This is a genomic window from Hymenobacter lutimineralis, from assembly GCF_008271285.1.
Taxonomy (GTDB): Bacteria; Bacteroidota; Bacteroidia; order Cytophagales; family Hymenobacteraceae; genus Hymenobacter; species Hymenobacter lutimineralis.
In genome coordinates, this window is the sequence record NZ_VTHL01000015.1 from 50,061 (window position 1) to 71,664 (window position 21,604).

Annotated in this window: 21 protein-coding genes and 1 pseudogene; 13 read left to right on the forward strand and 9 right to left on the reverse strand. The window is 59.8% G+C overall.

From position 1 onward, the window contains the following. Window positions 1-69 precede the first annotated feature (69 nt). Window positions 70-1,095, reverse strand: a complete 1,026-nt coding sequence (gene fbp / locus FY528_RS14130) for a class 1 fructose-bisphosphatase (RefSeq protein WP_149071680.1) — start codon at window positions 1,093-1,095, stop codon at window positions 70-72. 148 nt (window positions 1,096-1,243) lie between these two features. Here fbp and FY528_RS14135 point away from each other — a divergent pair, with 148 nt between their 5' ends. The 7 genes from FY528_RS14135 to rsgA all read left to right on the forward strand — a co-directional run bounded on the left by FY528_RS14135 (window position 1,244) and on the right by rsgA (window position 7,652). After that, window positions 1,244-2,515: an aspartate kinase gene (locus FY528_RS14135; RefSeq protein WP_149071681.1), complete on the forward strand. Its 1,272-nt coding sequence runs from the start codon at window positions 1,244-1,246 to the stop codon at window positions 2,513-2,515. Window positions 2,516-2,621: 106 nt separating this feature from the next. Continuing rightward, window positions 2,622-3,443 (forward strand): enoyl-CoA hydratase-related protein, encoded by an 822-nt coding sequence (locus FY528_RS14140; protein WP_308418676.1) that lies wholly within the window; start codon window positions 2,622-2,624, stop codon window positions 3,441-3,443. A gap of 110 nt (window positions 3,444-3,553) precedes the next feature. Next, window positions 3,554-4,021 carry a Fur family transcriptional regulator gene (locus FY528_RS14145; RefSeq protein WP_187632126.1) on the forward strand — a complete coding sequence of 156 codons (468 nt, stop codon included), beginning with the start codon at window positions 3,554-3,556 and terminating at the stop codon, window positions 4,019-4,021. Window positions 4,022-4,134: 113 nt separating this feature from the next. Continuing rightward, entirely contained in the window at window positions 4,135-4,773 is a 639-nt protein-coding gene (locus tag FY528_RS14150) for a peroxiredoxin (RefSeq protein ID WP_149071684.1), read from the forward strand. Window positions 4,774-4,928: 155 nt separating this feature from the next. Then, complete coding sequence (locus FY528_RS14155) at window positions 4,929-5,417, forward strand: GNAT family N-acetyltransferase (RefSeq protein ID WP_149071685.1); 489 nt, start codon at window positions 4,929-4,931, stop codon at window positions 5,415-5,417. Window positions 5,418-5,444: 27 nt separating this feature from the next. Then, on the forward strand, window positions 5,445-6,662 hold the full coding sequence (locus tag FY528_RS14160; protein WP_262384003.1) for a 3-deoxy-D-manno-octulosonic acid transferase: 1,218 nt from the start codon (window positions 5,445-5,447) through the stop codon (window positions 6,660-6,662). Window positions 6,663-6,725: 63 nt separating this feature from the next. After that, entirely contained in the window at window positions 6,726-7,652 is a 927-nt protein-coding gene (gene rsgA / locus FY528_RS14165) for a ribosome small subunit-dependent GTPase A (RefSeq protein WP_149071687.1), read from the forward strand. A gap of 157 nt (window positions 7,653-7,809) precedes the next feature. Here rsgA and FY528_RS14170 read toward each other — a convergent pair whose 3' ends face one another. Further along, complete coding sequence (locus tag FY528_RS14170; protein WP_149071688.1) at window positions 7,810-8,430, reverse strand: fasciclin domain-containing protein; 621 nt, start codon at window positions 8,428-8,430, stop codon at window positions 7,810-7,812. A gap of 181 nt (window positions 8,431-8,611) precedes the next feature. On the opposite strand from FY528_RS14170, the gene FY528_RS14175 reads away from it, so the two are divergent. Beyond that, on the forward strand, window positions 8,612-9,070 hold the full coding sequence (locus FY528_RS14175) for a peptidylprolyl isomerase (protein WP_149071689.1): 459 nt from the start codon (window positions 8,612-8,614) through the stop codon (window positions 9,068-9,070). Window positions 9,071-9,236: 166 nt separating this feature from the next. Here FY528_RS14175 and FY528_RS14180 read toward each other — a convergent pair whose 3' ends face one another. The 3 genes and pseudogenes from FY528_RS14180 to FY528_RS14190 form a co-directional block, all read right to left on the reverse strand. Then, window positions 9,237-9,614 carry a hypothetical protein gene (locus tag FY528_RS14180; protein WP_262384004.1) on the reverse strand — a complete coding sequence of 126 codons (378 nt, stop codon included), beginning with the start codon at window positions 9,612-9,614 and terminating at the stop codon, window positions 9,237-9,239. Between the two features lie 361 nt (window positions 9,615-9,975). Beyond that, window positions 9,976-10,203: pseudogene (locus FY528_RS21820) on the reverse strand (CPCC family cysteine-rich protein); the annotation flags it as partial. A 47-nt stretch (window positions 10,204-10,250) separates the two neighbouring features. Further along, window positions 10,251-11,783: a sigma 54-interacting transcriptional regulator gene (locus FY528_RS14190; RefSeq protein ID WP_149071692.1), complete on the reverse strand. Its 1,533-nt coding sequence runs from the start codon at window positions 11,781-11,783 to the stop codon at window positions 10,251-10,253. Between the two features lie 364 nt (window positions 11,784-12,147). Between FY528_RS14190 and FY528_RS14195 the strand changes: the two genes are divergently transcribed. From FY528_RS14195 to FY528_RS14205, 3 genes are all read left to right on the forward strand, one after another. After that, the gene (locus tag FY528_RS14195; protein WP_149071693.1) at window positions 12,148-13,122 is read left to right on the forward strand and encodes a c-type cytochrome; all 975 of its coding nucleotides are present in this window, start codon (window positions 12,148-12,150) and stop codon (window positions 13,120-13,122) included. 289 nt (window positions 13,123-13,411) lie between these two features. After that, window positions 13,412-13,687 (forward strand): hypothetical protein, encoded by a 276-nt coding sequence (locus tag FY528_RS14200; RefSeq protein ID WP_149071694.1) that lies wholly within the window; start codon window positions 13,412-13,414, stop codon window positions 13,685-13,687. Window positions 13,688-13,781: 94 nt separating this feature from the next. After that, complete coding sequence (locus FY528_RS14205) at window positions 13,782-14,756, forward strand: c-type cytochrome (RefSeq protein WP_149071695.1); 975 nt, start codon at window positions 13,782-13,784, stop codon at window positions 14,754-14,756. Between the two features lie 170 nt (window positions 14,757-14,926). Here FY528_RS14205 and FY528_RS14210 read toward each other — a convergent pair whose 3' ends face one another. Next, window positions 14,927-16,399: a TlpA family protein disulfide reductase gene (locus FY528_RS14210; RefSeq protein ID WP_149071696.1), complete on the reverse strand. Its 1,473-nt coding sequence runs from the start codon at window positions 16,397-16,399 to the stop codon at window positions 14,927-14,929. Window positions 16,400-16,518: 119 nt separating this feature from the next. Then, entirely contained in the window at window positions 16,519-17,625 is a 1,107-nt protein-coding gene (locus FY528_RS14215) for a vWA domain-containing protein (RefSeq protein WP_149071697.1), read from the reverse strand. A gap of 127 nt (window positions 17,626-17,752) precedes the next feature. Here FY528_RS14215 and FY528_RS14220 point away from each other — a divergent pair, with 127 nt between their 5' ends. Beyond that, on the forward strand, window positions 17,753-18,034 hold the full coding sequence (locus FY528_RS14220; RefSeq protein WP_149071698.1) for a DUF427 domain-containing protein: 282 nt from the start codon (window positions 17,753-17,755) through the stop codon (window positions 18,032-18,034). A 35-nt stretch (window positions 18,035-18,069) separates the two neighbouring features. Further along, entirely contained in the window at window positions 18,070-18,726 is a 657-nt protein-coding gene (locus tag FY528_RS14225; protein WP_149071699.1) for a hypothetical protein, read from the forward strand. A 74-nt stretch (window positions 18,727-18,800) separates the two neighbouring features. Here the strand turns inward: FY528_RS14225 and FY528_RS14230 are convergent, their stop codons facing one another. Both FY528_RS14230 and FY528_RS14235 read right to left on the reverse strand, forming a co-directional pair. Then, entirely contained in the window at window positions 18,801-19,778 is a 978-nt protein-coding gene (locus FY528_RS14230) for an acyl-ACP desaturase (protein ID WP_149071700.1), read from the reverse strand. A gap of 107 nt (window positions 19,779-19,885) precedes the next feature. Further along, window positions 19,886-21,538, reverse strand: a complete 1,653-nt coding sequence (locus FY528_RS14235; protein WP_149071701.1) for a hypothetical protein — start codon at window positions 21,536-21,538, stop codon at window positions 19,886-19,888. Window positions 21,539-21,604: the final 66 nt, after the last annotated feature.

Genomic DNA, 21,604 nt, shown 5'->3' on the forward strand with positions numbered 1-21,604 from the left:
GCTTTAAACCAACAAGCGCGGCCCCGGACAGTTCCGGGGCCGCGCTTGTTGGTTTTGGCAGTTGGGTACTTATTTCGTTTCCAGCAAATCGGCAAACTCGCGCGCCATAAACTCTTCGGCTTTTTCCACCAGCTCGGTAGAGCCGATGAAGAACGGGCACCGCTCGTGCAGGCTCTGGGGCTGTAGCTCCATGATGCGCTGCTGCCCGTCGCTGGCTTTGCCGCCGGCCTGCTCCACAATAAAGGACAAGGCATTGCACTCGTACATCAGGCGCAGCTTGCCCTTTTTGGCCTTGAGCGTGGCGGGGTACATGTAGATGCCGCCCTTGAGCAAATTGCGGTGGAAGTCGGCTACCAGGGAGCCGATGTAGCGGGCCGAGTAGTTCTGCTGCTTGCAGTAAGCCACAAACTCCCGCACACCCTCAGTGAAGTCGTTGGATAGTCCTTCGTTGATGGAGTAGATAGAGCCGGTTTTAGGCGAGGTAATGTGCGGATGCGAGAGGAAGAACTCCCCCAACGAAGGCTCGTAGGTAAAGCCATTCACGCCGTTGCCGGTGGTATACACCAGCATGGTGCTGGACCCGTAGATAACGTAGCCGGCGGCTACCTGGTGGGTGCCCGTCTGCAGGCAGTCCTGCTCGGTGCCCTCGCCGCCCGTGGGCGACACGCGCCGGTACACGCTGAAGATGGTCCCGATGCTCACGTTCACGTCAATGTTGGAGGAGCCGTCGAGGGGGTCGATGGCCACCACGTACTTGCCCTGCACGTTGCCGGTCTGAATCATTTCCTCATCCTCCTCCGATACGATGGTGCAGACCTCGCCCCCGTTGCGTAGGGCCCGGATAAAGCGGATGTTGGCAATGACATCGAGCTTCTGCTGATCCTCGCCCTGCACGTTGCGGTTGCCGTAGGCGCCGGCAATGTCGATCAGGCCGGAGCGGTTGATTTCGCGGTTCACGATTTTGGCGGCCAGGGCAATATCGCGCAGCAGTTGGGAAAGCTCCCCCGTGGCGTAGGGAAAGTCTTCCTGCTTGCGCATAATAAATCGGTCGAGGGTGGTACCGACGGGCAGCGCCAGCTTGTCGTGGTGAGTCATAGAATGCGGGGAATGATGGATTTGGGTGGGCTCAAAATTAACCAATTTGCCTGATTGGGTGCTAACGAAAATTCGCTGGCACAGTTTTCGACCCGCCATATCCCGGCTGAATGCACCAGAAACCGGCCTTCCTTCTACCTTTGGGCCCATGCAAGAGCCGCATCAACTCAACGTCTACAAATTTGGGGGAGCCTCGGTAAAAGATGCCGCCGCCATCCGCAACCTGCGCCACATTGTGCAGCAAGCCGTACCCGGCCAGCTGCTGATTGTGGTATCGGCCATGGGCAAAACCACCAATGCCCTGGAGGAAATTTACCACCGGGCGCACTCCCGGCTTGACTACGCGCCCCAACTCAAGGCCCTGCGCGACTTCCACGAAGGCGTGGCGCAGGAGCTGTTAAACCCCGCCGGCGCACACCCGGCGCACAATGAACCGCTACAAGCGTTGTTTGCCGAGCTGGAAAACCAGCTCGCCGCGCTGGAGCCCGGCGACTACGACCGGCAGTACGACCAGGTTGTAAGCTTTGGGGAATTGCTGGCCACGCGCATTGTCAGCCAGGCGCTGGCGGCCCAGTGGCTCGACTGCCGCCCCCTGGTGCGCACCGACCACCTCTGGCGGGAAGGCCGCCTGGACTGGGCTACTACGGAGCGCAACATCCGTAGCGTAGTACCCCAGCTGCTGCAGCAGGGCCCTGTAGTTACGCAGGGGTTCCTGGGTGGTACTTCCAGCGGCCAGACGACCACCCTGGGCCGGGAAGGCTCCGACTTCACCGCCGCCATTTTTGCCCACTGCCTGCAGGCCCGGGCCGTTACGATCTGGAAGGATGTGGCGGGCCTGCTCAATGCCGACCCTAAGATCTTCGAGGATACCGTGCGCTACCCGGAAATCAGCTACCAGGAAACCATTGAAATGGCGTACTACGGGGCCTCGGTTATTCACCCCAAAACCATCAAGCCGCTGGCCGTAAAGCGCATTCCGCTGCTGGTGAAGTCTTTTCTCGACCCCACGGCCGAGGGCACCATCATTCACGACTGCCGCCACGACTCCCTGCCGCCGGCCTTTATCCGTAAAGCGGGGCAGTGCCTGGTGTCGTTTGAGTCCAAGGACCTCACCTTTATTTCGGAGGAAAACCTGGAGGTTATTTTTGGGGCCCTGGCGCAGGTGCGGCTCAAGATTCACCTGATGCAGAACTCGGCCATTAGCTTTTCCGTGTGTACCGACTACTCGGCGTATCGCCTCGACCGGCTGCTGGAAATGCTCTACGAGCAGTTTACCATTCACTACAACACCGGCCTGGAACTCTACACCATCAAAAACTACGATGCCGCCAGCATCCAGCGCCTCACCCAAGGCCGGGACTTGCTGTTGGAGCAGCGCACCCGCCAAACGTTCCAGTTTGTGTGCCGCGGCGCGTCATAGTCTTCCTTAAAAATCCAGGAGGTCATGCCGAGCGCAGCCGAGACATCTTTACCGCTTCGTTCGACGAAGCGGCAAAGGTCTTCGGCAAGCGGACGCCAGATGAAGCATGACGGATACTCCAATCATCTACTATTCCCACCCCATGCCACTTTCTCCGCAATTCCTGACCGTAACGCCCGAGGCCCGGCCGCACGTCGCCCTCGTGCAGCTTAACCGGCCCAAGGAGCTGAATGCGCTGCACTATAACCTGATGCTGGAAATTGCCCAGGCACTGGAAGAGCTGTGCGCCAACCCTGCTGTGCGCGTGATTGTGCTTACCGGCTCGGAGCGCGTGTTTGCAGCCGGGGCCGACATTAAATTTATGTCGGAGCGCACGGCGGTGGAAATGCTGGAAATTGACCAGATCAGCCTCTGGGAACGAATCCGCAAAACGCACAAGCCCCTGGTTGCCGCCGTGTCGGGGTTTGCCTTGGGGGGCGGCTGCGAGCTGTCGATGGTGTGCGACATGGTTGTAGCCTCGGAAACGGCCCAGTTTGGGCAGCCCGAAATCCGGCTGGGCATCATGCCGGGCGGCGGGGGCACGCAGCGCCTCACCCGGGCCGTGGGCAAAGCGCGGGCGATGGAAATGGTGCTTACGGGCCAGCCTATTTCGGCCCAGGAAGCCGCCGATTACGGGTTGGTGAACCGGGTAGCGCCCGTGGGCCAGTACCTGGAAGAGGCTTACCGCTTAGCCGCAGCTATTGCCCGCATGTCGCCGGTAGCGGCCCGCTTGGCCAAGGAAGCCGTGAACCGCTCGTTTGAAACCCACCTGGATGAGGGCCTGAACTTCGAGCGCAAGAACTTCTACCTCACCTTTGCTTCCGAAGACCAGAAAGAAGGCATGGCGGCCTTCCTCGAAAAGCGCCTGCCTGAATTCAAAGGCAGGTAAGCGTCCTTGACGGGCGCCACTCGCAAAGACGGCCGCTACCGGCTAAATGGAAACAATTTTGACCGGCAGTGGCTTATAGCCCTATCTTTGCGGAGAATAATTCTTATCTGGTGAGTACTTATTCTGACCACGTCCATACTTTGCCCACGCCTCCCCGGCCGGATCAGCTGCGGGAGCGACTGGCCCAGGCCGGTTTGCGGGCTACGCGTCAGCGCCTTCTTATTCTGGAAAGCTTGCTGGTTTTGCCGGGCCACCCTACAGCCGAGCAAGTACACCGACGGGTAGCGGGCCTGGAAGCGTCCATTTCACTGGGAACGGTTTACAAAGCCCTAGACTCATTTGTGGAAGCTGGCCTCACCCGGCGCGTGGCCTCTGCCGAGGGGGCTTCGCGCCGCTACGATGCCGACTGCACCGAGCACCACCACCTGTTCTGCACCGACACCCAGGAAATCATTGATTACTGCGACCCGCAGCTGGATGCGCTGATTCGGGAGTTCTTCGCGGCCAAAGGGCTGCAAAACTTTCAGCCGCACTCCTTCTCGCTGCACATCACGGGCAACAAGGTATCCAACGGCTAGAAGCCCGACTTGGCTTGTAACGAGTCTTTTCTTCGTACTGAGCACAGCGGGCTTGTTAATGGCCTTACTTCTTTCTCATTCCATTTGCTTTTTTCACTTTATTACCCCGTACAATGGCAGTTCTCGTAGGCAAACGCGCTCCTTCTTTCAAAGCTACCGCCGTCATCGATGGTGAGTTCGAGGAGGATTTCTCCCTCGACCGGTACCTGGGCAAGAAGCACGTTATCTTCTACTTCTACCCCGCCGACTTCACGTTCGTGTGCCCCACTGAAATCATTGCTTTCCAGGACCGTCTGGCCGATTTCGAAGCTAAAGGTGTAGCCATCGTTGGCTGCTCTACCGATACGCATTTTTCTCACTTTGCCTGGCTGCAGACGCCCCGCGACAACGGCGGCATCTCGGGCGTAACCTACCCCCTGGTAGCCGACGCTACCAAAACCATTGCCGCTAACTACGACGTGCTGGGTGGTCACTACGACTACAACGAAGCCGGCGAAATGACCTTCGTAGGCTCGCCCCTGGCTTACCGCGGCTTGTTCCTGATTGATAAAGACGGCATCGTGCGCCACCAGGTAGTAAACGATGGTCCGCTGGGCCGTAGCATCGACGAAGCCATGCGCATGGTAGATGCCCTGCAATACTTCGAGGTGAAAGGTGAAGTGTGCCCCGCTAACTGGGAAGAAGGCAAAGAAGCCATGGCCGCCACCCGCGAAGGCGTAGCCAACTACCTCGGCAAACAAGCCGCCCACTAAAAAGGGAGTTTCTGGTTTCTAGTTTCTCGAGTAAGCCGAGCGCGAACAACTAGAAACTCAAAACCAGAAACTCTAAAAAGGCCCTGACTATGCGTAGTCAGGGCCTTTTTTAGTGGGCATGCCGCGTAGCCAGCAGAAGCGCGTACTTTTGTGCTATGCTACTTCGCCGGGCCCTGGCTGACGATGCTTCGCGCATTGGGCAGCTCTTCTACGACACCATCACGCGCATCAACGCCGCCAACTATTTGCCGGTGCAGGTGGAGGCGTGGCGTGGGGGGTGGCAAAACCTGGCGGGCTGGCAGGATAAAATCCGGGAGCAGTACTTTCTGGTAGCAGAGCAGGACGCAGAGTTAATGGGCTTTGCCTCCCTCGCGGCCGATGGCTACCTGGATTTTCTGTTTGTGAGTGCCGACCACCAGCGCCAGGGTATTGCCCGGCAGCTTTGGCAGGCATTACTGGCCGAAGCTACCCGTTTGGGGCTTACACAGGTCTACACCAATGCCAGCTGTACCGCCCGGCCTTTCTTTGCTCATCAGGGGTTTGTGGTGGAGCGGGAGCAACAACCCGTAGTACGGGGCGTAGCCCTCACCAACTACCGGATGGTACGCCCACTACCTTCCACTGCACCCGATACCGACTTTTAACTCTTGGTTTTACTGTATTCTACAGCCTTGCGCCTGTATGCCCTGCTGTTGCGGCTGGTGGCTCCCTTCGTGCCGAAAGCCGCTCAGTGGGTGGCAGGCCGGCAAGAGCTACTGCCGCGCATCCAGGAGGCCCTACGGCAGGAAAAGGCGCCGCTGGCCTGGTTTCACTGCGCCTCGCTGGGCGAGTTTGAACAGGGCCGCCCCCTCATGGAAGCTTACGCCGCCCGGCACCCCGGCCACAAGCTAGTGCTTACCTTCTTTTCGCCTTCCGGCTATGAGGTGCGCAAGAACTGGTCCGGTGCCGACTACGTGTTTTACCTCCCCCTCGATACCGCCGAAAATGCCCGCCTGTTTCTGGATGCGGTGCGGCCGCGGCTGGCGGTGTTTGTGAAGTACGAGTTCTGGTACCATTTCCTCACCGAACTGCGCCAGCGCCAGATTCCGGCCATTTGCGTGTCGGCCATCTTCCGGCCTGAGCAGTCGTTTTTTCAGCCCTGGGGTGGCTTCTTCCGGCGTATTGTGGGCAGCTTTACCCACATCTTCACCCAGAACCAGGCATCCGTAGACCTGTTGCGCAGCGTGGGCATCACGCAGGCCAGCGTAGCCGGCGACACGCGCTTTGACACGGTGGTGCAAACCGCCTCAGCCCCGCCGCGGGCGCTGCCGCTGGTGGATGCTTTTACCGACGACTGGGCCCCGGTGTTCATCATTGGCAGCAGCTGGCCCGAAGACCTGCCGGTCCTCACGCCCCTGCTGCAGCAGTACCAGAAGCAGCTGCGGTTTATTGTAGCTCCGCACGAAATCAGCGAAACCAACCTCCGGCTGGTGGAAGAAGCCTTGCCGGGCCGAGTAGTGCGCTACTCTGCAGCCAATGCCAGCACGGTAGCCCAGGCCCGTGTGCTGCTGATGGACAACGTGGGCTTGCTCAGTCAGCTGTACCGGTTCGGGCACTTCGCCTACATTGGTGGCGCTTTCGGCAAGGGCCTGCACAACACGCTGGAAGCCGCGGCTTTTGGCCTGCCCCTGTTTTTCGGGCCCTCGTACCACAAATTTCAGGAGGCGCAGGATCTGGTGGCGCTGGGCTGTGCTTTCCCCGTAACCTCAGCTGCGGAGCTGCTTACGGCCTTTGGCCCGCTGTTTCATAACGAGGAAGGTCGCCTTACCGTGCAGGACCTCAGCCTCGACTACGTACACGACCACAGCGGGGCCACCAATAAAATTATGCAGTGGCTGGCGGAAAGATGAAGAAGCCAGTAACCGGATAAGCCCTCACCCATTCACTCATTTACCCACTGACTCCTTCACCGCATGACGGGAACCATCGTTAAATCTACCGGCTCGTGGTATGTGGTGCGCGAAACCAGCACGGGGCAGCTGCACCGTTGCCGGCTGCGCGGCAAATTCAAGCACAAAGGGCTGAAGGTGAGCAACCCGCTGGCGGTGGGCGACCAGGTAGATTTTACCGTGGAGGAGCAAACCGAAGGCGCGGGCGTGATTCACCACATCGAGCCGCGCCGCAACTACATCATCCGCCGCTCGGTGCACAAGACCGAGCACGCCCACATTGTTGCCGCCAACCTCGACCAGGCCCTTTTGGTCGTCACACTGGTGTCGCCGGCTACATCTTTTGGGTTCATCGACCGGTTTCTGGTTACCGCCGAGGCCTACCACATTCCCGTCACCCTCATCTTTAACAAGGTAGACCTCTACGACGAGGACCTGCTCGACTACCAGGAGCAGATTGCCGGTATGTACCTGCGCGTGGGCTACCCCAGCTTGCGCAGCTCGGCCCACACCGGCCAGGGTGTAGCCGACATCGATGCGCTGCTGGATGGCAAGGTTTCCTTGCTCTCAGGCCACTCCGGGGTGGGCAAAAGCACCCTGATCAATGCGCTGGTACCCGACCTGGATTTGAAGACGGCCGAAATCAGCGAGTTTTCGGATAAGGGCGTCCACACCACCACCTTCGCCGAAATGCTGGAGGTGCGACCCGGCACCTACCTCATCGACACGCCCGGTATCAAGGAATTGGGACTGGTGGATATGAAGCCCGGCGAGCTGGCCCACTACTTCCCGGAAATGCGCGCCCTGCTCAACCAATGCCGCTACCACAACTGCCAGCACCTGCACGAGCCCGGCTGCGCCGTGCGCGAGGCCGTAGACCAGGGCCGCATTGCGCTGCCCCGCTACGATAGCTACGTGAGCATGCAGCAAGGCGACGACAACCGGAAGTAGAACAATGAGTGAATAGAGTGAATGGAGGAAGAGTATGGTTGTCATCCTGAGCGCAGCGAAGGACCTTCTCACGTTAGAACGAAATCGGTAACAACGACTCGTGCAACCGTGAGAAGGTCCTTCGCTGCGCTCAGGATGACAACTTCACCCATTCTACTTATTCGGCCGGCGGCAGAAGTACCTGGTCGATGACGTGGGTGATGCCGTTGCTCGACACGACGTCGGGAATAGTGACGGTGGCGTTGTTGATCATGACCTTGCCATCCTTCACGGAGACTTTCACTTTCTCCCCATTCACCGTGGTTAGCTGCTGCCCGTCGCGGAGGTCGGCGGCCATGATGCGGCTGGGAATGACGTGGTATTTGAGTACGCCCTGCAGCTTTTCCTTGCTTTCGGGACGCATCAGGCCCGCTACAGCGCCATTGGGCAGATTATTGAAGGCCGCGTTGGAAGGTGCAAACACGGTGTAGGGGCCGGCGCCTTTGAGCGTTTCGGCCAGGCCGGCGGCCTGCACGGCCGCTACCAGGGTTGTGTGGTCCTTGGAGTTAGCGGCATTAGCTACAATATCCTTATCGGGCGTCATGCGGGCCCCACCTACTTCTACACCCTGGGGCTTGCCCATCCGGGCCGAGTCGGTGCTCATGGCAGCCGAGTCCTGCAGGGTCATGCCCGTGGGCTCGGTGGTTTCGGTGGCGGGCTGATCGGTACCGCAGCTGGTGAGTAGTACGCTGCCAGCCGCGCAAAACGCCATAGCCGCATTTCGTAAGGTCTTCTTCATCGAAAAAATCGAGTTAGGTGGAGGAAAAGGAAAGTGGGAACTGCCCGCATTTGTTGGGCGAAGATAGACTAGCGCCCCACTTACGCACGCATCCAGAGGCCGGATGTGGGCCCGCCAAATTGGCTACCTTTGCCTGGCCCCGCCGCTTTGGCCTGGGGCATTCACTTCTATTCTTCCCTCCATGAAAACCGCCGAAATTCACACGAGCAAAGGGGTTATGAAGGTCGAGTTCTACGAGCAGGACGCGCCCAACACCGTTAAAAACTTTACCGACCTGGCCAAGCAGGGCTTCTACGACGGCCTGAAGTTCCACCGCGTCATCCCGAACTTCGTGGTGCAGGGTGGCTGCCCCAACTCCCGCGACGGCGCCAAGGGCACGCCCGGCACCGGCGGCCCCGGCTACAAAATTGACTGCGAGCTGAAAGGCGGCAACCAGTACCACGACCGTGGCGTGTTGAGCATGGCCCACGCCGGCCGCAACACCGGGGGCTCCCAGTTCTTCATCGTGCACTCGCGCGACAATACGGCCCACCTCGACGGCAACCACACCTGCTTCGGCAAAGTAGTGGAAGGCATCGACGTCATCGACCAGATCAAGGCCAACGACGAGATTCAGAAAATTGTGGTGAGCGAGAACTAAGCCTCCTTGCCCAAAAAGCAAAAAGCCCCGCGCACTTTTGGTACGCGGGGCTTTTTTAGAAGGCTGTGTCTGCAAAGTTGTTCAGATCTATTCGACCGTCATGCTTCGGCTTCGCTCAGCATGACGGTCAACGAGTTCGAAATGAATTTTCGGACACAAGTAGCCGCTAGGGTTTCACCCGCACGTAGCGCTCAATGTTAATCTGGTCTACACCGGCGCTGGCTACCTTCTCCACCCCACTTTGCGTGAGAGTATCGTTTTGTAACGAGAGGGTGAAGGCAAAATCATTATCCTCCCAGTTGCGGGCGCTACAATACTCCAGGTGCTCCCGGTAGAGGCTGTCGTTAAGGGAATACCTACCGCCCCCCGCCACAAACACCGCCGCTGAATCCTGGCCTTTGCTTAAGTCATGCTGTAAGAAGGCGAAATGGGTGTCATTGATGACTTTGATAAAAGATTCGTTTTTGCTGACGGTGGTGGTTACCGTGTCTCCCTTCTCAATAACGGTTCTGTTAACAAGCTGCCAGGTACCGGTTATGGGCATTTTACTGGCTTTTGGAGTTGTCTGCGTTCCGGAAGTGCATGCCAGGAAGCTGACAACTACAGCGGTGAGGGCGACGACCGTTCCTGCTCTCATTGAATTGGTTCTTTTACAGATCCTGCACTATTGCTACTACGTTAGCCAAGGCACCGGGCTTTTATACTACCCGCGCAACTGGCGGCGGCTAAGGTAGCAGTATTGTATATAGACCTTTAAAGCTTTTTGCGCACGGCGGTGTCTAGGCAAAAGCCCCCTCACGCAGTGCAACGGCTAGGCGGACTTTCGACGCTGCCTGTCATCAGCCACAACACATGGCGGAATTGAAACGCCCCGCGCATCTTTCGATACGCGGGGCGTTTCAACGTTAAGCATCTGGCAATTCTTCAGGCTTAGGTTGCCGGACAAACCGCAAGAACTCTCTTTCCATAGCGCCAAACTCCTGGAAGTTCCGGCGGCTCTCTATCAGCCCAACCCGATTCGGCCCGCCGCCATCCAACGGGTGCTCCAGCTGGTACCAGTCATCCTCCCAAAAGCAGACAGGGCAGATTTCATAGGTCCCCGTTGTGCCTTCGGACAAGGTGAAATAGCTACAGCACGGACACTGTTAGTTACCGAAGCGGTTGGCGGGGTACATAGAGGCTACTTCCGCTTGCGCTTTTTCGAGGACTGGTAGTCCTCGTCATCATCGTCATCGTCGCCGCCGAAGTTGGGCATGGTGAACATGCTGCTGAGCAGGTCCTTGAACTGGGCACCGGCGGTGAGGCGGTTGCGGGAAATCAGGCTCATTTCGGCCATGCCGTGGAGGGCAAACTCCATCCAGAAGGCGGCGTTTTCCTGGGTGAGCTCCGTAGGCACGCTTTGCTGCACCAGCTCGCGCAGGCCGGGCACCACGCCCAGCACCTTCTGGTAGTCCTCATCGGAGGCGTCGTGCAGCAGGTCGATGGTGTGGGCACCAAACCAGTCCTGCACGGGCTTGTAGGGGTTGGGCTTGTCTTTCTGCTTTTTGGCTTTCTCGGGGTCGGGGAAGTACTGCAGGAACTGAGTGCGGATGGCCTTGCCCATGAGCTTCTCGGCCACGATGCCGGCTCCCTCCTGCTCGCCCTCGTACACCAGCTCTACCTTGCCCGTCACGGCCGGCACCGCCCCGATGAAGTCGCCCACGCGCACGTAGGTTTTGGCTTCGCCGTTGATGAGGGCGCGGCGCTCGGCCCCGGCAATTACCTGCTCGTAGGCCGAGATGGTAAGGCGGGCCGACACGCCCGACTTGGCATCCACGTATTCCGAGGAGCGGGCCTCAATGGCAATCTGCTCCACCAGGTCGTACACTACCTCGTTGGTAGTCACCAGGCCGCGCTGCTCCTCGCGGATGCGGGCTTCCTGCTTGGTGATGCGCTTCCCGATTTCCAGGCTCTTGGGGTAGTGGGTGATGATCTGGGCGTCGATGCGGTCCTTGAGCGGGGTCACGATGGAGCCGCGGTTGGTGTAATCCTCGGGGTTGGCCGTGAACACGAACTGGATATCCAGGGGCAGCCGCACCTTGAAGCCCCGGATCTGAATGTCGCCTTCCTGCAGGATGTTGAACAACGACACCTGAATGCGGGCCTGCAAGTCGGGCAGCTCGTTGATGACGAAAATGCCCCGGTGGGCGCGCGGAATCAGACCGAAGTGAATTACCCGCTCGTCGGAGTACGGCAGCTTGAGCGTAGCCGCTTTGATGGGGTCGGCGTCGCCAATCAGGTCGGCCACCGATACGTCGGGGGTAGCCAGTTTCTCGGTGTAGCGGTCGTCGCGGTGCAGCCAGCTGATGGGCGTGTCGTCGCCTTTCTCCTCAATGAGGTTCTTGGCAAACACCGACAGCGGCTGCAGGGGGTCGTCGTTGAGCTCGGAGCCGGCTACTATCGGCACATACTCATCGAGCAGGCCCACCAGGAGGCGGGCAATGCGGGTTTTGGCCTGCCCGCGCAGGCCCAGCAGGTTGATGTGGTGCCCGGCCAGAATGGCGCGCTGCAGCTCCGGAATCACCGTTTCTTCGTAGCCGAAGATGCCGGGAAACACGTCTTCTTTCGAACGGAGTTTGGTAATCAGATTGTCGCGCAGTTCCTGCTTCACGCTGCGGGGCTGGTAGCCGGACTGCTTCAGGGCACCCAGGGTGCGTATATGGTCGTGGTTCATCGAGATAGGTAAGGGAATTCGAGCTTCCTGCGTAACATAACCGGCAAAGGGGGGCGGAGGTTCAGAAAGTAGGGGGCCGATGGTTGTGGGGACGGGGCTTGCGCCTGCCCGCCGTATGCGCCACATTGCCCGGGTATAGCCGCGTGGCGCAGACGCCGGGCGGGGACGAGCCCCGCCCCTACCTCGTTTATCTGGGTGAGGCACCCACCCCGCCGCTGCACGGCACTGCAACTAGCCCGCACGCCGGGCGGGGACCAGTTCCGCCCCTACTGCTCACATTTTCAGGCAGAAATAGCCCGCAAAAGCTTGTCGTTACCGCCCTAAAATATCTATACTTGCTAATACTCCCTATTCTTCATTTCTCATGAAAAAATTCTTCAAAATTATTGGCGGCCTGGTGGCCGTGGTGGTGCTGGCAGTGGCGGGTTTTGTGGTATTCGTACAAGCCCGGGGCATTCCTTCGTACGACGTGCCTAAGGCTCCTGTCAGCCCGGCACCGGTTGCTACGGCGGCGCAGGTGGCCCTGGGCGAAAAGATTGTGCTGGCCACCTGCGCCGACTGCCACCGCAACCCGGAAACCAACACGCTGGCCGGCCAGAAGCTGCGCGACCTGACGCCGGACTTTGGCGCGGTGTACTCAGCCAACATCACCCAGGACAAGCAGCACGGCATTGGGGCCTGGACGGATGCCGAGCTGACGACCCTGCTACGCACGGGCATCGGTCGTGACGGGCGCTACCGCGTGATTATGCCCAGTTTCGCGCTTATGTCGGACGAGGATATGCAGGGTGTGCTGGCTTTTCTGCGCTCCGACAACGCCCTGACCCGGGCTACGCCCACGCCCTCACACGAGCAGGAGCCTTCGTTTCTGCTGAAGGCCCTTACCAACACGGTGATGAAGCCTACCCCCATGCCCACGGCCGCCGTGGCTACCCCCGCCCCCACCGATGCACTGGCTTACGGCCGCTACCTAGTAGTGGGCCGCTACAAGTGCTACGAGTGCCACAGCAAAGACTTTAAGAGCAACAACCCCCTGGAGCCCGAAAAATCGGAAGGCTACCTGGGCGGCGGCAACAAGCTACTGAACCTGCAGGGCCAGGAAGTAGTGTCGCGCAACCTCACCGCCGACGCCGAAACCGGTCTGGGCGACTGGACCGAAGCGCAGTTCGCGCAGGCCATCAAATTCGGAATGTCGCCGCACGGGCCGCTGAACTACCCCATGCCCAAGTACTCCCAACTGGCCGATGAGGAAGTAAAGGCACTGTATGCCTACCTGAAGTCGGTGCCTAAGCTGCAGAACGCCACCCCCGAGGACAAAGGCGCCGTAGCCGCCCGGTAGGGACTATTTGTTACAAGACTACGGCACTAATCTTCCTGTTGAGCGAAGCACTCGGCCAGCATCATTCAACGAAGCGGGAGAGATGCTTCGACTCCGCGGGCGCCAGATGAAGCAGGACAGACTAAAGTGGCGCGTCCGGCCCATCTCTTATTAGCTCATACCCAAGCGGGCACCCTCATTCATGGGGGTGCCCGCTTGTCGTTATGGCCTGCCCATCACATGCTTATGCGAGTGACACGCAGGGTCGTGCGGCTTACCTTTGTAACACTTCACGCCTCTTCTTCCTGCTATGAAAACCTTTTTCCTCTTCATCAGCTATGGCCTCGCCGCCGCCCTGTTTTTGGCCGCATACGCAGCCATGTTTGCCAGTCTGCGCGGGCTACCCCGTTACCCACTGCCTGGCCTGCGGGCCCAGGCAGTACCCGGGCTCCGGCCTGCTGCCAAGCCAGCTACTCGCCACCTTGTGGAGCCGGCCTTCTTTAAATCCCGCCAGCGCATAATTCCGCGCCAGCCGGCCCTGCTACTTGCTGCCAAACCCTCCGTGCAGCCGCATTACCAGGGCTAACGCCGCGTCTCACATCATCATGCGAGTGCCCCGCGTATAGCCCGCCGCTACTTTTGCTATCCTGAATTCCGCCTCTGTTTTCCCTTTTCGAGCTATGAAAAAAATCTTTCGCATCCTGGGCTTTACCGTGGCCGGGGTATTCTTTCTGGTGGCCTGCGCCGCGGCATTTGTGAGTGTAAGCGGCATACCTTCCTACGACGCCCCCAAGCCCCTGGTAGCCAAAATCGACTACACGCCGGTGCGGGTAGCGCAGGGGCAGAAAATTGTCAACTCCATGTGCGCCGACTGCCATTTGAACCGCACGACCGGCGCCCTCACGGGCAAGCCCTTGGATGATATGCCGGTGGCTTTCGGGAAGGTGTACTCGGCTAATATTACGCAAGACAAGCAGCACGGCATTGGGGCCTGGACGGATGCCGAGCTGGTCGGCATGCTGCGCACGGGCATCGGCCGCGACGGACGGCAACGGGTGATGCCCAACTTCGTGCATATGTCGGACGAGGATGTCTACAGCGTCATTGCCTACCTCCACTCCCCCGACGCCCAGGTGCAGGCCAACCCTACTCCCTCACACGCGCAGGAGCCTTCATTTCTGCTGAAGGCCCTCACCCATACCGTGATGAAGCCCACGCCCCTGCCCACGATGCCGGTAGTAGCCCCGCCGACCACCGATGCCGTCGCCTACGGCCGCTACCTGGTAATGGGGCGCTACAAGTGCTATGACTGCCACAGCAAGGACTTTAAAACCAACAACGACCTGGAGCCCGAGAAATCGGACGGGTATATGGGCGGCGGCAACGAGCTAACCACGCCCAAGGGCCAGCCCATTCTCAGCCGCAACATCACCCCCGATCCGGAAACCGGTATCGGCGACTGGACAGAAGCGCAGTTTGTGCGGGCCGTGCGGTTTGGCCTCTCGCCCCACGGGCCTCTGAACGCGCCCATGCCCAAGTTCTCCCTGATGGAGGAGAATGAGGCCAAGGCTATTTACGCCTATCTGCAAACCGTGCCGGCCCTTAAAAACAACGTTCCTGCCCTGGGAACTACAGCTGCCGTGGCTACGCGTTAGGGAAAACCATACGCCACGGAATTGAAACGGCGGCCCTTCTGGTGGAAGAGGGGGCCGCCGTTTTCTGCTTGCAGGAACGAAGCAGACTGACGTGATGAGGCGGGCAGCACGGGGCAGCGGCAGGCAGACGCACCATCTTGGATGGCTAAGGCTGCCGCTAGGGACGCCTGTTATCTTTCATTGGCTAAAGCCTTTTCCAAAACCGCTACCACCTCCGGACCAGAAGAAGGCCGGGGAGCCGCCCCGCGCCAGATGCGCCCGTCGCGCCCGATAACCCAGTAGCTGGGGAAGCTGCTTACCCCGTAGGCCGACGCAGCATTGGAGGCACCGGGGTCGAGCAGGTGTACGCTGTTGGGGCTGGCGAGGGCAAACTTGCGGATGGCCTGCTGCCATTCCTCGGCTTTGCGGTCCACGGAGATGTACAGAAACACTACGTCGCGGCCCAGAAACTGCTTTTTAAGTTTCTCCGCGGCAGGCGCTTCGGCCAAACAGGGGCGGCAGCTGCTGTACCAGAAGTCAAGGTAGATGACTTTGCCCTTGAAGTCGGCCAACGAAACAGTTTTTCCCTGAGCACTGCGCAGACTGAAAGCGGGAGCCGGCTGGCCAGTTTGCAGGCCTGCCGTAGTCTGCCAGGCAAGGCGCACATTCCGCACATACATAGAATCCTGAGTGCGGGCAAAATACGTGGGCAGCAAGCTCCCTACCGCCTCGCGGGTAGTAGTAGGATGGTCGTAGAGCTGGCCCATCAGCAACTCCCCTATTACCTGGTCGCGTAAAGGGGTTTCGCCCAGGTCGGCCGTGGCCCGTGCATACAGCTTCTCCGGCAGGCCGGGGGCTGAGGCTAGCTGACCCGAAGGCGGCAGCAAAAACAAGTAACTGTAGGCGCCGTGGAAAAAAGCCAGCGTCTGCATAAAAATTGGCCGAGCAGCCCACATCCCTTCGGCGGGCAGCGGCATCATTTTCAGGAAATCAAAATAGCCGGCTGGTAGCGTAGGCTCCTGCTGCGCCTGCCCTTTCTGGTTGCCCGCATAGCGCAGCATGGACAAGCCCCGCTGCAAATCGAGCAGCTGCCGACGCAGGACAACTAACTCCGCAGGCAACGGCGCTTTGGCCTGCCAGGAAGCCAGCGTATCGAGTTGGCGCTGGCGGTAGGCATCAGCAAGCTGCACAAACCCTGCGGGCGTAGCCGCCCCGTGCTGGCTTTCGGGTAGGTTCCCGAAATCGTAGTCAAAGTGGCGCTGGGCCTGGGTGAGGTAGTTGTTGACGTGAGCCCCTCGCCCACTAAACCGCAAGGTCTCCAGCAGATTTTTCCGGTCGACGGTGAGCGTGAGCGAGTCGCCGGGGCTGAGGTATACCGTGAGGGAGTTCCCCATCCCCAGCTGCGCATCAAAGGCTTCGGTAAGGCCCGTCAGACGCATTTCAAACGAGCCGTCGGCGGCGACTGGAAATTTGAGCTGGGTACGCTGGAGCTGGTCAGGCTCTTTGCGCCACAGCCGCACAGTATCGTTGGGCGCTACATTGCGGATAGTGCCGCGCACTACAGCAGTCGTAGGCGGTGACAGCGCAGGGGCGGTACGCACGGCGGCCGGGCGTGCCATGGTGCAACCGCACGCCAGCAGGAGCAGATAGCAATAACGTTTCATAGGTGCAGGAGACACAAAAAGCCGCCGAAGTAACAAACCTTCGGCGGCTTTTCTGCTAACCGTCACGCTGCTAAGAAGCTAAGTATCTTCTGAGCAACGCCGCTCCTTGGCCACTGCGGCTACAGGGACTTGCGGCGGTTGCGCTTGTAGTCTTCAAAGATCATATGACCCAGACCTTTCAACGAGGAGTAGTAGGCCTTGCCCTGGTTTACTTCGGTGAATTCCTCCACGAAGCGGCGCAGATACGGGTCGTCGGCAATCATGAAGGTAGTGATGGGCACCTTGAGGCGGCGGGCGGCGGCGGCCAGGTTCAGGGTTTTGTTCACGACTTTGCGGTCCAGCCCAAACGAGTTTTTGTAGTAGCCGGTGGGCTCCTTCAGGCAGGTGGGCTTGCCGTCGGTAATCATGAAGATTTGCTTGTTGGCCGTCTTCCGCTTGCGCAACAGGTCCAGGGCCAGCTCTAGGCCGGCCACGGTGTTGGTGTGGTAGGGGCCCACCTGCAGGTAGGGCAGGTCCTTCACCTCAATCTGCCAGGCGTCGTTGCCGAACACGATGACGTCGAGGAAGTCCTTGGGGTACTTCTGCTTTACCAGCTCGGCCAGGGCCATGGCCACCTTCTTGGCGGGCGTGATGCGGTCCTCCCCGTACAAGATCATGGAGTGCGAAATGTCAATCATGAGCACCGTGCTGGTCTGCGACTTATGCTCGTTCTCACGCACCTGCAGGTCGCCTTCCGTGAGCATGAACTCGCCCGAGCCCAGGCCGTGGTTGAGCTGGGCATTGCGGATGCTCTCGGTCATGGAAATCTGGTCGAGGGAGTCGCCGAAGCGGAACTCGCGCATGTCGGTGCTTTGCTCGTCGCCCTGCCCGGTGTGGGGCGTGCGGTGGTTGCCCGTGCCCGACTTCTTGAGCTTGCCGAAGATTTCCTCCAGGGCCGAGCGGCGAATGTTCTGCTCGCTCTTGGCCGTGATGTTGAACGCCCCCGGCTCCTGCGGATTCTCATCGATGTAGCCCTTCTTCTTGAGGTCTTCGATGAAGTCACCCATGCCGTACTCGTTGTCGGTGAGGCCGTACTGCTTGTCCAACTCATTCAGCCACGACAAGGCCTCGGCCACGTCGCCGCTGGTGATGGTGACGAGCTGCATAAATATCTTGAAGAGGGAGTCGAATCCTTTTTCGGACGACTCCTCGGGCGTGAAATCCCGAAAACGAAAGCCTGCGGACATAATTCAAAAGAATGAGCACTTAGAACAACGCGGGGCCGATTTTAGTTGTGAGGCTGCCTTGGTGCAGCCGATTACTCTGGCTACTACCGCCTCGCTCATTACCGATTCACCTTCTTTCCAATCCCCCATGAAAGCTATTTGGAACAACACCGTACTCGCGGAAAGCAATGATACTGTGGTCGTTGAAAACAACCATTATTTCCCGGCTGATTCCTTGAAGCAGGAATATTTTGAAGACAGCATTGCGGGTACTACCTGCCCCTGGAAAGGCCGGGCCAGCTACTACTCGGTGCGCGTAAATGGGGAGCTCAACAAGGACGCCGCCTGGTACTACGCCGACCCCAAGCCCGCCGCTGAGCAGATCAAAGGCCGGGTGGCTTTCTGGAAAGGCGTGCAGGTAGTGGCCTAGCGCAACCCGGGGCCCGCTGCCGCGGTAGAAAGAGCATGTTCAGACCCACCACTACCGCCGCCCGGGGCGCCGCCAGCCTTGCTTCGGCTAGCCTGTTTATTTGCCTGCTCAGCAGCTGCGACTCGCAACGCTCCACCATCGAAAGTACGCCGGAACTAAGCCAGAGCAGTGCGCCTACGGCGCCCGCCACCACGGTCAGCTTCCGCAAGGAGTTGGCTGCCGACGATCTGCGGTTTCTGGTGCAAACGACGGGAGAAGGGAGCAGCCGCCAGCTTAGCGTGCGGGCCGAGAAAAACGGTCGGGAACTAACCACAACGACCCAGGCCCTGGATGGCACGGTTACCGATGCCGTGGTCACGAACCTGAACGAAGACAAGTACCCGGAGCTGCTCGTGTTTGTGCGCGATGCCGGCACGGGGTCCTACGGGCAGTTGGTTGGCTACGAGTTTATGAATCAGGGCCGCAAACCCGTGGCACTACCGGCACTTCGGGGTAAAGCCGCCACGGGCTACCAGGGCCACGACGAGTTCCGAATTGAAGGCCGGGAATTGCTGCGCACGTTCCCCGTGTTTCAAGAGGCCGACGCCAATTGTTGCCCCAGCGGCGGCAAGCGCACCGTTCGGTACCAGCTGGCCGGCACGGGGCTGACCTTCCAGCAGCTCACCTTCGCTGATGATTTATCGGCCAAGTAAGGTGCCTTCTACCTAAAAAAAGCCTGCCCCAGCTTAAGTCCGGGGCAGGCTTTTTTTAGGTAGTACAAACGGACCTATTCAATCCATTTGAACTTGTATTCGAGCTTGGGCACCGGCATCCGGTCGGCCACCCGACGCAGACGATTGGGCAGGGCCATGATGTACTCCCGGGCTTTTTCGGCCGCCCCGTTCAGGTTCGAAATCTGGTCGATTTTCCAGTCCTTAATCAGGGTTTCCAGAATGTCGGTGTAGTCCTGGCTGGTGTACACGCCCAAGCGCTGGGCGGCGTCGGTAAAGTGGCCGAAGGTCTTGCCCATGTCTACGCCCAACTCGCGCATGTAGTGAGCAGGCATCACAATCTTTTTGCGCATCATATCCTCGAAGGCCAGCATCATCTCGCTGGGGTCTACTTCGAAGATTTTCTCCACAAAGGTTTTGTACACGCGGGCGTGGCGGGTTTCGTCACCTGCTATCATGCCGCAGATTTTGCTGAGCTGATCCTCGCCTACTTTGCGGGCCAGCGTACCCACGCGGCGGTGCGAAAGGTTGGTAGCCGTTTCCTGGTAGCTGGTGTAAATGAAGGCCCGGTACGGGTCGTGGGCCGTACCCAGGTCGAAGCCGTCGGCAATGAGGTACTGGGTGCTCACCTCAAACTCGCGCATGTTCACGCGGCCGCTGAGGTAGAGGTAGCGGTTGAGTAGGTCGCCGTGGCGGTTTTCCTCGGCCGTCCAGCCCCGGATCCACTGGGCCCAGCCGTTGTTGGGGTCGCGCCCCAGGTCATCCAGCTGATGAAACCAAGCCTCATAGTTGGGCAGCGCTTCTTCGGTAATGGTGTCGCCAATGAGTACGGCCAGCAAGTCGTAGCTCAGGTCTTTGGCCCGCTCGCGCAGCTGCTTTACTTCTTCGAAGAAAGAATCCAGGCGTGAGTCGGGGAGGAAGTCGGATGGCTGCCAGCTGTTCTCTACACTTTTCAGAAAAGAACCCAGGTTCTCTCGCAGGAAAGGTTCGAGATACTGCAGCACTTCCCCGCGGGAAGTGAGCGATGCAATCATGGTGGTAAAGAAAAAAAGGGAGTTCGGGAATCGAACGCCAAATGTATTGATTCACTTTCAGCACATACGCGGTAGGCCGGGCCGTTCCGCCTATAAAATTTTGGCTTTTAGCGGTATTTTACCGTTTGTAAGGCCATTACATACAGCCTTGGCACGGACGTATAGGAACTCCCTACCCGCTCCCGCGTAACCAGCCGCCACTGCGGCTCGGCCGGGGCAGTGCGCAAAGCGAGCTGCTTGTTGAGCAAGTAGGCCGTAGTAGGTGTCAGGTACCATTTCACGGCCGCCCGACGACGCGCCAGGCTCTGCAGGGCCAGCACCACATCGGTAGTGCCCGTGAGGTGCTTACGTAACTGAGCCTGCGAAGGATCGGCCGTGTACCAACCGGTGACGGACATAAACAGCACATTGCTTCCCAGGCGAGGCCGGCGCCACGGGCTTTGCGCTTTGTAGGCCAGCTCCAGCACGTCCGTGACGACCACGGCGGCCGGGTACGTGCGGCGGCGCATTTCCCGGAGCAGCTGCAGCCCCCGGTGCTGCTCGGCGCGCAGCATCTGCCGGCGGTGCCCGGTCTTGACGGCGTAGGGCAAGGCCGCTATGCCCAGCACCAGCACCAGCGCCCGCACGGCCCGCCGCTCCGACTCAATTTGGTCGCGCAGCACAAAAATCAGGGCGCTGAGCACCACCAAGTCCAGCAGTGGCAAGGCCAGCCGGGGGGGCAGCTTGAGCACTACGCCCAAACCCAGCAGCAAAACTGCCCAGGCAGCCAGGGCCAGCCAGAACTCCCAGCGCCGCCGCAGGTCGGGATGCGCCAGCACCCAGGCCAGGAGAGTAGCCATTGCAAGCAAAGCCGGGAAGTAGTCCCGAATCAACAGCAGGATGGTAGCCCGCAGCTTGAGGGGGGCCACGTGCTGGCGAAAAAATGGGACGTCGGTCTTGGTTGCCCGGGTAAACAGCGCCTCATTCACCAGCGTGGAATCGGCAAGCATCCAGTTGGCGGCCAGCTCCAGCCCCAGGGAGTCAGCAGCCGACTGGGGCCGGAGCTGGTAGAGCTGGTAGTCGTTGAGGTTGGATTTGAGCACGTCGAGGCGGCGGTAGGCGGCCTCCGTGGGCAGACGCAGCAGGGCTACGCTTAGGCCGGCCACCAGGGCCCAGGCCAGCGCCCCCGCTGCCAGCGGCATAGCCCGGCGCCCACTCAGCCACCACACCCCGGGTAGGGCAACCAGCAGGGCTACATCGGCGGCGCTGGGCCGGATCAGCCAGGCTACCACAAAGGCACCCAGGCCTACCACCTGCGCCCAGCGCTGGCCGTGCCGCTGGGCGGCATACAGCAGCCCGCAGCCTGCCAGCAGCACCGGCACGCGCAGGTAGTTAAACCACAGAGCATGCTCCAGCCACAGCGTACCGTAAAACAGCACCAGCAGCAGCGTAATCTTCCAGGTAGGCACGCGCCCGCGCAGAAGCCGGTCGATGATGGCAAAGGCCAGGGCCGTGGCCCCGTATAGCAAGCCGAAAAGCAGTACTCCGTACCAGGGCACGGCAGGCCATGTTTGGCAGAGGAAAGCCAGCAGCGAGCTTAGCCCGTGCAGGTACAGGTGCAAGTCCCCTACCGGGCCGGCCGCCGTGACGCCCCGGATCAGCTGGATAATGGCCAGGTCGTCGTTGGTTTCGAAGTAGCATCCCAGCTGCAGGCCCGTAACCAGCAACAGCGCCGCCGGCAACAGCAGAGAGTGTACATAACGAGGCCAGCGCGGGAACATGACTGCGAAGGTTGGACGAAGAATCGGGAATAGAAAATCGGGGCTGCCTACCGTACAGGTTTCCGG